Raw genomic sequence first — 12,705 nt, forward strand, 5'->3', positions numbered from 1 at the left:
GCAGCTTGACTTCTGCGCGCTCCGTTGGAATTTTGGCGCCGCTGTGGGTGCTTCGGGGCCCCTTGAAATGCAGGAGAATCCCGAAAAATCGCGGGGTGATACGCCACCAGACGACTGAAGTCCCGGCTGTGCAATGCAGCCAGAAAGCCCCGACCAGTCTGCGCAGCAATGCGCTGATAGCCGCGCAGTCGTCACGTCATTCACCGGTACCAATCACAAGGAGATACGATGGCTACCCAACTTTCCAAGTCGCAGCTGATCGAGAAGATTGCGACCTCGACCGAGCTGTCCAAGCGCGACGTCAAGAACGTTATGGAGACGCTCACCGACGTCGGCCACAAGGAGCTGAAGAAGAACGGCGTGTTCCTGGTGCCGGGCTTCGCCAAGTTCGTCGTCGTCAAGAAACCCGCCGTGAAGGCGCGCAAGGGCACCAACCCCTTCACCGGCGAAGAGATGATGTTCAAGGCCAAGCCGGCCCGCAAGATCGTGCGCGCGCGCCCGGTCAAGGCCGCCAAGGACGCGGTTGCCTGATCTGACCGTCAGCCACGGTCGTGATCACGTCAGAGGCCCCCTGAGAAGGGGGCCTCTTTCGTTGCGGAATGTGTAGGCTGCAGCGCGGCCTGAGTGTTGCGTTCGCGGAAGCGCCGCCGGCGCGGATCGCGAAGTCTCGCGCGGGGAGAGCGGAAAACGACAGCAGCGCCAGCGCGACGGAATATCTTCGTCGCGTGGCGCCACCCTCGAACACTGGGCCCTGAAATCCCCAGTACTGATCTGTCTCGGCGTGCCGCAGGAAGGTTCAAGGGTTTTTCCGGGAAGATTGACTGGCCCGTGCGGCCTCCGCCCGAGCGGGCAGCGTCGTCGCGCGCGCTGGGGACAAGCTGGTGGATATTGCGCAGCAAGCCGTTGATCCGGGAGCCAAAAGACACAGGCTAGGAGCTGTGGACAGGCGTTGGATCGATTGTGGATGAGCCTCTGGCGTGATCGCCGCGCGGCTCGGCGTCAGTCGCGGTCCAGGTCCGCTCCGTCTTCCGTACCGGCCGCCTCGGTCCCGGGATGAAGGAACGCAAGCGCGACGAAGCCGCCATAGCCGATGATGTTGAATAGAAGTTCCAGCCAGGATGCCATCGCGGACTCCCCCTAGAGGGGTAAACGCATGACTACCGTTACCGTTCCCGCCGCGCGCGGGGGCGACCAGCCTGCAACCTATTCCCCCGCATCTGCGTTGTTTGGACGCATCGGAATTGGAGGACATCGATCATGAGAAAGGCATTGGCAGTTCTGGCGACCGCAGGTGCCGTCGCCGTCACCGCATTGGCGGCGCCCGCGCCGGCACAGGCGCGCGGTCTTGGTCCGGGTCTCGCATTCGGCCTCGCGGCGGGCGCGCTGACCGCCGGCGCGATCGCGGCGTCGCATCCCTATTACTATGGTCCGGGCTACGGCTACTATGACGACGGCCCGCGTTACGTCTACGCGCCCGGCCCGTATGCCTATTACGGCGGACCGTACTATCATCGCTACCACCACTGGCGTCATCACTGGTAGACGTCAGCCGTGAGAAGGAGAGCCCGGATGGCGAAAGCCTCCGGGCTCTCGTTTCATCCCTGCTATTCCGCGGCCTCGCCGCGCTGCGCCTTCTTCCACGCCGAGCGGGCATATTCCTCGCGTTCGCGCGCGAACTTCTCCTGGGTCGACTTGAACCGTGCAATCCTTGCGGTGATGTCGGCGCGCTCCCTCGCGCGGCGGTCGTCCTGCGTCTCGTTCTGCCTCACGGATCCTCTCTGCTCCGGTTGCTATCCGGCGAGTCTCGCCGTGAGACGCGTGACAAACTTCCTGGCGAATCGCTGGCGCGATGTGGATGTCCGATTGAGGCGTGATTGCGGACGCACGGCCCGGCTGCAGGCGGCCCGCGCGTTTTGCCGGGGACAGACCGCGGGAGGCGAGCAGCGCCAACGTCTTCAGGTAGACACGGAACAATCCGACTCGTTTTGCTTGTAGCCGCGTCGTTCACGGCCGGTTCCGGTGGATACGGAGTGGCACGACGACGCAGCCGGGCCGGACACGCTTGGAGGCGGGAGCCAGCTTGCCGTGCTATGAAGGGAGGACAATGATGATGCGAGGTCTCATGGTTCGGGGCAGCCGCTGATGATTGCATCCGATCTGCACGACGGGGTGAATCGCCTGGGAGACATGATCGCTGCGGCGCGCGTGATCGTGCCCTTCACCGGCGCTGGACTATCGACCGAGACGGGCATTCCGGATTTCCGTTCTCCCGGCGGTCTATGGACGCGCAACCGACCGATCCATTTCGACGAATTCGTCGCCAGCCAGGAGGCGCGGGACGAGGCTTGGCGGCGGCGCTTCGCGATGCAGGAGACGTTTGCCGCGGCGCGGCCCGGCCGCGGCCACCTGGCGCTTTCGTCGCTCTACCGTGCGGGGAAAATTCCGGCCGTCATCACTCAGAACATCGACAACCTGCACCAGGACTCCGGTTTCGCCCCGGATCACGTCATCGAACTGCACGGCAACACCACCTACGCGCGATGCATCGGATGCGGGCAGCGCTATGAGCTCAACTGGGTGCGCGAGCGCTTCGAGGCCGACGGTGCCGCGCCGGATTGTCCCGATTGCGCGGAGCCGGTGAAGACGGCGACGGTATCCTTTGGTCAGTCGATGCCCGAGCATGAAATGCAGCGTGCCACCGAACTCGCGCAGCACTGCGATCTGTTCGTCGCGATCGGCTCATCGCTGGTTGTGTGGCCGGCCGCGGGCTTTCCATTGATGGCAAAGCGGGCTGGCGCGCAACTCGTGATCATCAACCGGGAACCGACCGATCAGGACGACGTTGCAGACCTTGTTATCCACCACGACATCGGCGAAGTACTCGGATCGTTCGTCCGTAATTGAACGGAAATTGATGCATTTTTGTCGGCATCTCTGTTCATATGCCTCACTGAAACCGATTTTTATCTATGCGCGGCACGAGGGAATGTTATCTTTGATTCGAGAGATTCGCGTGACTCATCGTGGGTATAGGTGGTGAGCACGTGTATGAGGGCGCCGTTGCAGGGGTGGCGGCTCACAATTCATATGTGAGGTCCGGGGTTATGGGGTCGGACGGATTTGAGTCCAAGAAGCTTGGGGCGCCGGTCGTTGGTGTATCGACACCAACCCGGCTCGGGGCGGAATATCAAACCGGCGTCGCGCGCGACTCGGCAATCGATGCGATGACCGGTCTTGGCGAGAACCTCGTCGAAATCAGCGGTGTCATCAAGTGGTTCGACGCCTCGAAGGGATACGGTTTCATCGTTCCCGACAATGGCTGGCCGGACGTGCTGCTGCACGTCACGGTGCTCAGGCGCGACGGCTACCAGACCGCCTATGAAGGTGCTCGCCTGGTGGTGGAGTGCGTGCAGCGCTCCAAGGGCTACCAGGCGTTCCGCATCGTCTCGATGGACGAGTCGACGGCGATCCATCCGGCGCAGATGCTGCCGCCGCGCACCCATGTGACGGTGACGCCGACCAGCGGGCTGGAGCGAGCCCAGGTCAAGTGGTTCAACCGGCTGCGCGGCTTCGGCTTCGTGACCTGCGGGGAAGGGAGCCCGGACATTTTCGTCCACATGGAGACCCTGCGCCGCTACGGCATGACCGAGCTGCGCCCCGGTCAATGGGTGCTGGTCCGCTACGGGCCCGGCTCCAAGGGCATGATGGCGGCCGAGATCCACCCCGAGACGGGCTCGCCGGCATTGTCCTCGCACTGAGCGGATGCTTCCTGCGACCACGGTATTTGACGGCCCCCTGGAACGGCGCTTCCTGGGGCCGTTTTCATGTCGGCTCCGCTTCACGGACCGGGCCGCGGTCTTGCTGCGGAGGCCGCGACCGTGTAGTGACGGGTCCTCCAGGACAATGGTCCTTGAGAACATCGGGGTATAGCGCAGCCTGGTAGCGCGGCAGTTTTGGGTACTGCAGGTCGTTGGTTCGAATCCAGCTGCCCCGACCATCTCCGCAGCGGCGCAGCTTTCTCAGGTGAGGCCCGATAGCTGGCGCGATACTCACGATAGCGAGAAAGATTTCGGCCAGGCCGCCAGCGCTCAATCGGCCGAGCGACCGCGAGCGCGGCTGGACCGATAAAAAAATTCGGATGCTCCCGCAGCGGCAAAACCCGGGAGCATCCGAAGTGTGCGGGTGAATCCGGGGAAGGAACATCCGCTGATCGTCAGCATCCTCTGAATCGAAATCTCGCGTCTTTGCGCTAGATCAAATCAGGCGCAGGAGGCCGTTCGCGCGTCGGCCGTGCCGAGGTCGCGGCGGGCGGATCAGCGCGCCAGCTCGTCCTGCGCCAGCCGGCCGTCGATGATGTGCACGCGCCGGTGCATCTGCGCCGCGAGGTTGAGATCGTGCGTGACCGCGACGACGGTCTTGCCGCGCAGCGTGACGAGATCGCGCAGGATGCCGAACACCTGCGCGGTCGCTGCGGTGTCGAGGCTGCCGGTCGGCTCATCGGCGAGGATCACCGGCGGATCGTTGGCGAGCGCGCGCGCCACCGCTACGCGCTGACGCTGGCCGCCGGACAATTTGTCCGGCGTCTTGCGCAGATGATCGGTGAGGCCGAGCGACGCCAGCAGCTCCTCGGCGCGCTGGGTGACGGCGCGCGGCGACAGCCGGGCCAGCGCGCGCATCGGCAGCGCGACGTTCTCGGTGATCGAGAATTCCGGCAGTAGGAAATGAAACTGGAAGACGAAGCCGAGCCGCGACAGCCGCACCTCGGCGCGCTCATCCTCGTTCATGCCCGTCGTCGAGCGGCCGTCGATCAGCACGTCCCCCTGGCTCGGCAGGTCGAGCAGGCCAAGCAGATAGAGCAGGGAGGATTTTCCCGAGCCCGACGGTCCGGTGATGGCGATGAGCTCGCGCGGATGGATCACGAGATCGATGTCGGCGACCAGAGTCACCGGCACCTCGCCGGGCAGCACCTTCGTCACTTGCCGCGCCTCGATCAGGGGCGGGCTCACGTCGCGCCCCGGATGATGTCGACCGGATGCAACCGCGCCGCGGCGCGGGCCGGAAAGTAGCCGGCGACGGCGCTGGAGATCAGCGCGACCGCGCCCGCCAGCAGATAGTGCTTCAGCGAATACAGCACGGGCAGATGATTGTAGTCGGAAAACGGCGTCTTGAACTCGAGCGAGGCGAGCCCGCGGGTAAGCAGGTATCCGAATGCCCAGCCGAGGGCGGCACCGGTGAGGCCGATGAACAGCGCCTCGACGATGAAGATGGCGCGGACCGTGCGGTCGCGGAAGCCGAGCGACTTGAGGATGGCGATGTCGCGGGTCTTCTCGTGGGTGATGGTCGAGATGATGTTGTAGGTGCCGAAGCTCGCGACCAGCAGGATGGCGCCGACGATGGTGTACATCAGCACGTTGCGCAGCGTGATCGCCGCCAGCAGATCCTCCTGCGCCTCCTGCCAGGAGACCGCCTTGTAGCCGGTCTGCTCGCCGATGCGCTCGCTGATCAGGCGCGCCTGCATCGGATCGTTGGTGCGGACGCGGATCTCGTTGATGATCCCGGTCTGGCGCTCCAGGATCTGCGCGGTGCGCAGCAGCACGTAGCCGGTGGTCTCGTCGGTGCCGCGGAAGCCGGAATGGAAGGTGCCGACGACGGTCGCGTTCATGCTGATGCCCTGGGCCGAGGCGAGCGTGATGTTGGAGTTCACCCGCGCGCCGATCTTGGCCGCGAGCCGGTCGCCGAGCAGGATCGCGTGCGAGGACCGGTACAGCGAATTGAGATTGCCCTGCCGCATGTGGCTCGGCAGCGTCGAGACTTGGCCCTCCGTGCGCGGATCGTTGCCGATGATCGCGACCGTCAGGTTGCGGCCGGCGAAGCGCAGCACGGCCTTGGACTGCACCGACGCCGTCAGCGCGCCCGGCACCCAGCCCTGCAGCGAGGCAATGGTGGCCATTGGGTTCTTGATGCCGGGGCGGCGGACATTCGGGGTCAACCGGTGGAATTCGGCCGCCGCATAGACCTGGTCGGCCGGCTGGCGGGTCGGCTGGCGCAGCTCGTCGGTGATCGAAATGTGCGGCAGCGCGTCGACCAGCGTGCGGATGAAGTCGTCCTGGGAGCCCTCCATCATCGCCGCCATCATCACCGAAAACGCCACGCCAGTCATCACGCCGGCGATTGCGACCAGCGTCTGGCGGGCGCGATGGCGCACATGGGTCCAGGCGATGGTCAGGACGAGGCTCATGGCGCGGACGTCTCGGGCTCGATCACGCGGATCCGCTCGCCGTCCGTGATGTCGGCGGTCGCGGGCGCCGCGACCAGCTCGCCTTCGCGTGCGCCGTCGAGGATCTCGACCGCCGCGGAGCCGCGGATGCCGATCCGCACCGCGCGCCGGTGCACACGGCCGCCTTCGATCACCATGAGGCTGTTGTTGACGACGGCATTGGCCGGCGCGAGCAGCGTGTCGGCCGTCTCGCGGCTGACGATGTTGGCCTCGACGCTCATGCCGACGCGCAGCGGCGTGTTGTCGGGCAAGCCGATCCGCACGCGGAACGTCTTGGCCACGGGATCGCCCGCCGGCGTGATCTGCTTCACCGTCCCGGGCAGCGCCTGGTTGCCGAACGCATCGGCGCGCAGCAGCGCCTTCTGGCCGACCTGGACACGGGGGATGTCCTCCTCGTTGACGTCGGCGACGACCCAGAGCGGCTTCTCCAGGCCGACGCGGTAGAGGATGGTGCCGGGATCGACCATGTCGCCGACCTCGCCGTCCTCCTTGAGGACGACGCCGTCCATCGGCGCCACCAGCTTGAAGTAGTCGAGGCGCTGGGTCTGGGCCGCAATCTGGGCGCGGATGCGGGCGAGATCGCTTTCGGAGCGCTGGTACGCTTGCGAGGTGGCCGCGCCGCGGGCCAGCAGCTGCGTCTGCCGCTCGAATTCGAGGCGCCGGAATTCCTCCTGTGCGCGCAGATCGTTCAAGGTGGCCAGCGCCTCCTTGTCGTCGAGTCGCGCCAGCACGTCGCCGGCCTTGACCGGCTTGCCCTCGCAGCGGCAGCGCTCGACGATGCGGCCACGGACCAGCGGCGTGCTCCGCGACCACGTCACCGGCTCCACCGCGCCGGTCGCATAGACGATCTCGGCCGCCGTGCCGCGAGTGATGCGGGCGGTCGCGATGAGCGGTCCACGCATCCACCATGCGGCAAGCCCAGCCAGTGCGCCGAACAGCAGGGTGATCGAGAACAGGCCGCGCCACGGAAAATGACGCCGGCCGCGATCGAGGGCCGGCGTGGCAGCAATGGCATTGGATTGGTCCGGCGTCAGCATGTCCATGATGGAACGGACCCTGCGACGGGAGAAAGGCTATACTTAGCCCGCAGTGCCAGTCGCCACGCGGGGCGGAGCCATCTTGAAGTGCTGTTTGGCATAGGCGACGATCTGGCGATCGGTCGGGTGATCGGCAACTTCGACGCCGACGATGCGCTTTCCGACCGCAGGATGCTTGTCGTGCAGGTACTTGGCAAGCTCGGTCTTGGCGCTGGCCGGACCGATGATCAGGATCTCGCCGGCGTCATCGAGCGCGTGCGCGACCTCCTCGAGGAAATTCTTGTCGGGCGCCGCGTGGCCGCTGCCGATCTCGTTGGCCTTGTGGTGCAGATGCTTGGTCTGCAGGTGTGGATGCAGCGTCAGCTCGTCGGCACCGGTCAGTCCGATATGGAACACCTTGGCCTCGCTGTGATCGAGCCACACGACGGCATGGAAATGAGTCGGCATGTTCTGGTCCTTGTCAGCAAATCGCCGCGTGGCGGCCTTGTGCGTTCGCCAGGGAACGCGCGCCGCGGAAGGCGGCACCCTTTGTGATGCAAACCTTAGCGAGCCCGATCGTGGCCGGCTTGATGCAGGTCAACGGACGCGGGACCCCCCCCCCCGCGCCCCTGATGTGCGGGGTTTACTTCGGCGCAGGCGGCTTCGGCAGCGGCTTGTCCTGCCGCTTCGACCAGGAGATGTAGTAGGCCACGGTGGTCATGATCGCGATGCCCGCCGCGCTGACGAGGATCTGCGCCAGCAGCGAACCTGAACTCAGCATGAGGGTGAAGTGGCCGATGAAGGACAGGAACACGCCGACGCAGAACACCGCCAGCGACTGTTGGCCGCAGACGACGAGGGGATCGAGCGCCTTCCACTCCAGGCCCGGCCATTCCTTCGGCACGAAACGGATGACCAAAATGACGATCACCACGAAATGCAGGAAGCGGTACGGCGCGAGATTGGTCTTGTCGTTGGGATTGAAGGCCGAATAGAGCCAGTTCGGAAACATCGATCCGAGCTCAGGGAAGCGGCCGGCCATCGTCATGACCAGTGCGAGCACCATATAGGCGATGCAGAAATAGAGCGTGGCCGGCGCCATGATGATGCCCATCGAGCGGCGGGCGCCGCCGAGCGCGCACCATGAGCCGAACACGAACAGCACCTGCCAGCAATACGGATTGAAGTACCAGGTGCCGGCCGGGTAGGCCGCAAAATTCCAGCCCATCTGCCGCGCCAGGAGCCAGAGCACGATCGAGGCGATCATGGTCAGGTCGGGCTGGCGCAGCATCATCCACAGCACCGGCGGGAAGAAGCCCATCAGCACGATGTAGAGCGGCAGCACGTCGAGATTGACCGGCTTGAACTTCAGGATCAGCCCCTGGGCCAGCGTATCGCTGGCGTGGTCGACGAGGCCTGCGACGTTGAACTCGTCGATGATCTCGGAAACGCCGAAGCGCGTCGCCAGATAGCTGATGGCCACAATATAAATCACGAACAGCACGATGTGGGCGACGTAGAGCTGCCACACCCGCTTGAACAGCCGGGTGGCGCCGACGATGAAGCCGCGATCGATCATCATGCGCGCATAGACGAACGAGGCGGTATAGCCGGAGATGAAGACGAACAGGTCGGCGGCGTCGCTGAAGCCGTAATTCCGCGTGGTGATCCAGTTCACCACATTGTCGGGGATGTGATCGAGAAAGATCGCCCAGTTGGCGATTCCGCGAAACAGGTCGAGCCGAAGGTCGCGCCCTCGCTCGGGCAGCGTGGCATTGATTTTCATGGCCGCTTCAACGCACTGTTTTGAATGGAAAACGTCGGGGGGCAGAGGCGCCGTGGCAGTCGACCGAGATTGTCACGGGACGGCAGAATGACTATACGGAGCACGATAAACGGTCATGTCCAGGATGGGAATCACCGTTCCGTGCTGAAGCTTGCCTGTAACCCATCCCGGCCGTTTCCGCCAAACGCATGACGACCGCAGCTTCCAGGGGCTCTACCAGCCATGACCGCACGCATTTTCAAGCCCGCCAAGAACGCGATGCAATCGGGCAAGGCCAAGACCCGGGACTGGCAGTTGGATTACGAGCCGGAGCAGCCGCGTTCGGTCGAGCCGCTGATGGGCTGGACGTCGTCCTCGGACATGAAGCAGCAGGTCACCTTGCGCTTCGACACCAAGGACGAGGCGATCGCCTATTGCGAACGCAAGGGCATTCCCTATGAGGTGATCGAGCCGAAGGAGCCGGTGAAGCGGCAGATCGCCTATGCCGACAATTTCTCGTTCCGCCGCGGCGAGCCCTGGACGCATTGAGGGGCCGACACGGCCATCATCCGTTCAGCAGCCCGCCGGGGATGGGCAGCGGCGCGTCCTTGGACAGGCCGAGCACCGGGAAGCTCCTGATGGCCCGGACGCCGGGCAGGGCGGCGAACTGGCGGAGCTGGCGGCTCATGCCTTCGACCCCGGTCGACACGCATTTCAGCAGAAAATCCGCATCTCCCGACAGCCGCCAGCATTGCTGGACCCAGGGCAACGGCACGATCGCGGCCTCGAACGCCTCCAGCGCCGTCTGGTGCTGGCTGTCGAGCTGAATCGACACGAACGCTACGACCTCATAGCCCAGCGACCGCTCGTCGATGCTGGCGCGGATGGACTTGATCACGCCGCTATTGCGCAGCGTCCGCACGCGGCGCAGGCAGTTCGGATGCGAGATCCCCACCCGGCCGGCGAGCTCGTTGATGCGGATCCGGCCGTCGGCCTGGAGCTCCGCCAGGATCCTGCGATCGATCGCGTCGAGCTCCGGGCTGCCAGCCATCGGCGCGGCCCGTTCAGCCGGTCGGGTGATCAGGCCGGCCGCCGCCGGCCTGCGCAGGCCCGGCGGTGCGCGGCATGACGCCGGAGAGGACGAGCTTCTCATGGGCCGCGATAATCGTCTCCTTGCTGAGCCGGCCGCCCGGACGGTACCAGCTGCACAGCCCGGTCAAGAGCGCGATGATGGCAAAGGTCGCGACCTGGATGTCGTCGACGTCGAACACGCCTTGCGCCACACCGTCGCTGAGGATGTCGGCCAGCCGGCACTCATAGGCGCCGCGCAGCGCTACCACCGCCTCATAGTTGCGGGGATCGAGACTGCGCAGCTCCGAGTTGGCGATGAAGACCTCGCGCTTTCGGGTCATGTGATAGCCGACGTGGAAGGCGACGAACGCCCTGAGACGTTCGACCGGACCCTGGATGCCGCGCAGCGCCTGTTCGAGCTCGCGCAGGAGGTCGTTGATGTGGTCCTGGATCAGCTCCGCCAGCAGCTCCTGTTTGGTGCTGATGTGATTGTAGAGCGAGCCTGGCTGGATGCCGACCTCGGCGGCGAGCTGGCGCAGGCTCATGGCCTCATAGCCGTGCTGGAAGATCAGCCGCAGGCCGGCCTTGCGGATCGCCTCCATCGTCGTCGGACCATGCGACCCGATCGTGCGCGCCATCTCGTCCTCGCTGGACCGTCCCGGTGCCGATCGCGGCGGATCCGCCACGGTAGGGGGTCCCGTAGTGAAGTCTGAAAATTCCGTGGTCTCAAGCAAATGCTGCTCGCCCCGGACCCTACAACAATCCGCTTGAGAATAGAATTTAAAAACGTATGATCGTTTAATTCGAGAAGGACGGATGGCCGCAAACCGGGCCGCCGGCGGGCAGGGAGGACAGCATGCGGGCAAAGATGGTACACCCGGCCTCGCAGCGGCCTGGACGGCCGCGACCGCTCTGACGCGTGCTCCCACGGCTTCCCCCTCCAGCCTCGCAACGAAGACGCCGGTCATGACGCTTCATTCCACGATCGATCCATCGTCCTCCGATTTCGCCCGCAATGCCGACGCCATGCGCGCGCTGGTCGCCGACCTCAGAACAAAGCTGGCGCAGGTCGCCGAGGGCGGCGGCGAAGCCTCGCGCAACCGGCACCTGTCGCGCGGCAAGATGCTGGCGCGCCAGCGCGTCGACCTGCTGCTCGATCCCGGAACGGCGTTCCTCGAACTGTCGCCATTGGCCGCACACGGGCTCTATGGCGGCGACGTCCACTCGGCCAGCATCGTCACCGGCATCGGCCGCATTGCCGGCCGTGAATGCGTCGTCGTCGCCAACGACGCCACCATCAAGGGCGGCACCTACTACCCGATGACGGTGAAGAAGCATCTGCGTGCCCAGGACATCGCCCGGCAGAACAATCTGCCCTGCGTCTACATGGTCGACTCGGGTGGCGCGTTCCTGCCGCTGCAGGATGAGATCTTCCCCGACGAGCGGCATTTCGGCCGCATCTTCTACAACCAGGCGCAGATGTCGGCGGCCGGCATTCCGCAGATCGCGATCGTGATGGGCTCGTGCACGGCGGGCGGCGCCTATGTGCCGGCGATGTCGGACGAGAGCATCATCGTGCGCAACCAGGGCACAATTTTTCTGGGCGGCCCGCCGCTGGTGAAGGCGGCAACCGGCGAGGTGGTCAGCGCCGAGGAGCTCGGCGGCGCCGACGTGCATTCGCGGCAGTCGGGCGTGACCGATCACTATGCGCAGAACGACGCGCACGCGATCGGCATCGCGCGGCGCATCGTCGGCACGCTGAAGCCGCCGGGCGCGCGCAGCGCGCTGAACATGCGCGAGGTGCGCGAGCCGCGCTATACGGCGGAAGAGATCTACGGCGTCGTGCCGGTCGATGGCCGCAAGCCGTTCGACGTGCGCGACATCATCGCGCGGGTGGTCGACGGCTCGGAGTTCGACGAGTTCAAGAAGCTCTACGGCCAGACGCTGGTGTGCGGCTTCGCGCATATCTGGGGCCATCCGGTCGGCATCATCGCCAACAACGGCATCCTGTTCAGCGAGAGCTCGCTGAAGGGGGCGCACTTCATCGAGCTGTGCTGCCAGCGCAACATCCCGCTGGTGTTCCTGCAGAACATCACCGGCTTCATGGTCGGCAAGAAATACGAGGCCGGGGGCATCGCACGCGACGGCGCCAAGCTGGTGACGGCGGTCGCGACCGCCGCAGTGCCGAAGTTTACCGTCGTGATCGGCGGCTCCTATGGCGCAGGAAACTACGGCATGTGCGGCCGCGCCTATGCGCCGCGCTTCCTCTGGATGTGGCCGAATGCGCGCATCTCGGTGATGGGCGGCGAGCAGGCGGCGATGGTGCTGAGCCAGGTCCGCCGCGATGGCATCGAGGCCAAGGGCGAGAGCTGGCCCACGGAGGAGGAAGAGAAATTCCGCAGCCCCATCCGTGCGCAATACGAGGCGCAGGGCAATCCGTACTACGCGACGGCGCGGCTGTGGGACGACGGCGTGATCGATCCCGCCGATACCCGCCTCGTGCTTGGCCTCGGATTGTCTGCCGCCGCCAATGCCCCGGTCGAGCCGACTAGGTTCGGCCTGTTCAGGATGTGATC

Annotated in this window: 15 protein-coding genes and 1 tRNA gene; 7 read left to right on the top strand and 9 right to left on the bottom strand. The window is 65.3% G+C overall.

Annotated elements, in window-relative coordinates; all coding sequences use genetic code 11:
- Positions 1 to 228: 228 nt before the first annotated feature.
- A complete protein-coding gene (locus tag QW881_RS17735; RefSeq protein ID WP_172109121.1) occupies positions 229 to 531 on the top strand; it encodes an HU family DNA-binding protein in 303 nt (100 codons plus the stop codon).
- A gap of 468 nt (positions 532 to 999) precedes the next feature.
- Here QW881_RS17735 and QW881_RS17740 read toward each other — a convergent pair whose 3' ends face one another.
- Positions 1,000 to 1,125, bottom strand: coding sequence for a hypothetical protein (locus QW881_RS17740; protein WP_315755537.1), 126 nt, complete (start codon positions 1,123 to 1,125; stop codon positions 1,000 to 1,002).
- 132 nt (positions 1,126 to 1,257) lie between these two features.
- On the opposite strand from QW881_RS17740, the gene QW881_RS17745 reads away from it, so the two are divergent.
- Positions 1,258 to 1,542, top strand: coding sequence for a hypothetical protein (locus tag QW881_RS17745; RefSeq protein WP_315755536.1), 285 nt, complete (start codon positions 1,258 to 1,260; stop codon positions 1,540 to 1,542).
- A gap of 62 nt (positions 1,543 to 1,604) precedes the next feature.
- Here the strand turns inward: QW881_RS17745 and QW881_RS17750 are convergent, their stop codons facing one another.
- On the bottom strand, positions 1,605 to 1,769 hold the full coding sequence (locus tag QW881_RS17750; protein ID WP_315755535.1) for a hypothetical protein: 165 nt from the start codon (positions 1,767 to 1,769) through the stop codon (positions 1,605 to 1,607).
- A 373-nt stretch (positions 1,770 to 2,142) separates the two neighbouring features.
- Between QW881_RS17750 and QW881_RS17755 the strand changes: the two genes are divergently transcribed.
- From QW881_RS17755 to QW881_RS17765, 3 genes are all read left to right on the top strand, one after another.
- On the top strand, positions 2,143 to 2,904 hold the full coding sequence (locus QW881_RS17755; RefSeq protein ID WP_315737861.1) for an SIR2 family NAD-dependent protein deacylase: 762 nt from the start codon (positions 2,143 to 2,145) through the stop codon (positions 2,902 to 2,904).
- Between the two features lie 200 nt (positions 2,905 to 3,104).
- The gene (locus tag QW881_RS17760; RefSeq protein ID WP_315755533.1) at positions 3,105 to 3,758 is read left to right on the top strand and encodes a cold-shock protein; all 654 of its coding nucleotides are present in this window, start codon (positions 3,105 to 3,107) and stop codon (positions 3,756 to 3,758) included.
- Between the two features lie 162 nt (positions 3,759 to 3,920).
- Positions 3,921 to 3,997, top strand: a tRNA-Pro gene (locus QW881_RS17765).
- A 316-nt stretch (positions 3,998 to 4,313) separates the two neighbouring features.
- On the opposite strand, the gene QW881_RS17770 is transcribed toward QW881_RS17765, so the two are convergent.
- The 5 genes from QW881_RS17770 to QW881_RS17790 all read right to left on the bottom strand — a co-directional run bounded on the left by QW881_RS17770 (position 4,314) and on the right by QW881_RS17790 (position 9,079).
- Positions 4,314 to 5,006, bottom strand: coding sequence for an ABC transporter ATP-binding protein (locus QW881_RS17770; RefSeq protein ID WP_315755532.1), 693 nt, complete (start codon positions 5,004 to 5,006; stop codon positions 4,314 to 4,316).
- Positions 5,003 to 6,238, bottom strand: coding sequence for an ABC transporter permease (locus QW881_RS17775; protein ID WP_315755531.1), 1,236 nt, complete (start codon positions 6,236 to 6,238; stop codon positions 5,003 to 5,005). Before QW881_RS17775 ends, QW881_RS17770 begins: the two co-directional genes overlap by 4 nt.
- Positions 6,235 to 7,320, bottom strand: a complete 1,086-nt coding sequence (locus QW881_RS17780) for an efflux RND transporter periplasmic adaptor subunit (RefSeq protein ID WP_315755530.1) — start codon at positions 7,318 to 7,320, stop codon at positions 6,235 to 6,237. Before QW881_RS17780 ends, QW881_RS17775 begins: the two co-directional genes overlap by 4 nt.
- Positions 7,321 to 7,356: 36 nt before the next feature.
- Complete coding sequence (locus QW881_RS17785; RefSeq protein ID WP_315755529.1) at positions 7,357 to 7,761, bottom strand: translational machinery protein; 405 nt, start codon at positions 7,759 to 7,761, stop codon at positions 7,357 to 7,359.
- A gap of 175 nt (positions 7,762 to 7,936) precedes the next feature.
- Positions 7,937 to 9,079: an OpgC domain-containing protein gene (locus QW881_RS17790; protein ID WP_315755528.1), complete on the bottom strand. Its 1,143-nt coding sequence runs from the start codon at positions 9,077 to 9,079 to the stop codon at positions 7,937 to 7,939.
- A 222-nt stretch (positions 9,080 to 9,301) separates the two neighbouring features.
- Here QW881_RS17790 and QW881_RS17795 point away from each other — a divergent pair, with 222 nt between their 5' ends.
- Entirely contained in the window at positions 9,302 to 9,607 is a 306-nt protein-coding gene (locus QW881_RS17795) for an ETC complex I subunit (RefSeq protein WP_315737868.1), read from the top strand.
- Between the two features lie 16 nt (positions 9,608 to 9,623).
- Here the strand turns inward: QW881_RS17795 and QW881_RS17800 are convergent, their stop codons facing one another.
- The gene (locus QW881_RS17800; RefSeq protein ID WP_315737869.1) at positions 9,624 to 10,109 is read right to left on the bottom strand and encodes an Lrp/AsnC family transcriptional regulator; all 486 of its coding nucleotides are present in this window, start codon (positions 10,107 to 10,109) and stop codon (positions 9,624 to 9,626) included.
- A gap of 13 nt (positions 10,110 to 10,122) precedes the next feature.
- Positions 10,123 to 10,767 carry a TetR/AcrR family transcriptional regulator gene (locus QW881_RS17805; RefSeq protein ID WP_316158538.1) on the bottom strand — a complete coding sequence of 215 codons (645 nt, stop codon included), beginning with the start codon at positions 10,765 to 10,767 and terminating at the stop codon, positions 10,123 to 10,125.
- Between the two features lie 328 nt (positions 10,768 to 11,095).
- On the opposite strand from QW881_RS17805, the gene QW881_RS17810 reads away from it, so the two are divergent.
- Positions 11,096 to 12,703, top strand: a complete 1,608-nt coding sequence (locus QW881_RS17810; protein ID WP_315755526.1) for a carboxyl transferase domain-containing protein — start codon at positions 11,096 to 11,098, stop codon at positions 12,701 to 12,703.
- Positions 12,704 to 12,705 lie beyond the last annotated feature (2 nt).

It is taken from the genome of Bradyrhizobium sp. SZCCHNS3016 (genome assembly GCF_032484535.1).
Lineage (GTDB): Bacteria > Pseudomonadota > Alphaproteobacteria > Rhizobiales > Xanthobacteraceae > Bradyrhizobium.

What these genes read in the sequence shown, in the direction of transcription:
- QW881_RS17805 (WP_316158538.1), bottom strand. Translation starts at nt 10,767, where the DNA reads ATGGCGCGCACGATCGGGTCGCATGGTCCGACGACGATGGAGGCGATC.
- QW881_RS17780 (WP_315755530.1), bottom strand. Translation starts at nt 7,320, where the DNA reads ATGGACATGCTGACGCCGGACCAATCCAATGCCATTGCTGCCACGCCG.
- QW881_RS17810 (WP_315755526.1), top strand. Translation starts at nt 11,096, where the DNA reads ATGACGCTTCATTCCACGATCGATCCATCGTCCTCCGATTTCGCCCGC.
- QW881_RS17755 (WP_315737861.1), top strand. Translation starts at nt 2,143, where the DNA reads ATGATTGCATCCGATCTGCACGACGGGGTGAATCGCCTGGGAGACATG.
- QW881_RS17785 (WP_315755529.1), bottom strand. Translation starts at nt 7,761, where the DNA reads ATGCCGACTCATTTCCATGCCGTCGTGTGGCTCGATCACAGCGAGGCC.
- QW881_RS17800 (WP_315737869.1), bottom strand. Translation starts at nt 10,109, where the DNA reads ATGGCTGGCAGCCCGGAGCTCGACGCGATCGATCGCAGGATCCTGGCG.
- QW881_RS17760 (WP_315755533.1), top strand. Translation starts at nt 3,105, where the DNA reads ATGGGGTCGGACGGATTTGAGTCCAAGAAGCTTGGGGCGCCGGTCGTT.
- QW881_RS17790 (WP_315755528.1), bottom strand. Translation starts at nt 9,079, where the DNA reads ATGAAAATCAATGCCACGCTGCCCGAGCGAGGGCGCGACCTTCGGCTC.
- QW881_RS17735 (WP_172109121.1), top strand. Translation starts at nt 229, where the DNA reads ATGGCTACCCAACTTTCCAAGTCGCAGCTGATCGAGAAGATTGCGACC.
- QW881_RS17795 (WP_315737868.1), top strand. Translation starts at nt 9,302, where the DNA reads ATGACCGCACGCATTTTCAAGCCCGCCAAGAACGCGATGCAATCGGGC.
- QW881_RS17745 (WP_315755536.1), top strand. Translation starts at nt 1,258, where the DNA reads ATGAGAAAGGCATTGGCAGTTCTGGCGACCGCAGGTGCCGTCGCCGTC.
- QW881_RS17775 (WP_315755531.1), bottom strand. Translation starts at nt 6,238, where the DNA reads ATGAGCCTCGTCCTGACCATCGCCTGGACCCATGTGCGCCATCGCGCC.
- QW881_RS17740 (WP_315755537.1), bottom strand. Translation starts at nt 1,125, where the DNA reads ATGGCATCCTGGCTGGAACTTCTATTCAACATCATCGGCTATGGCGGC.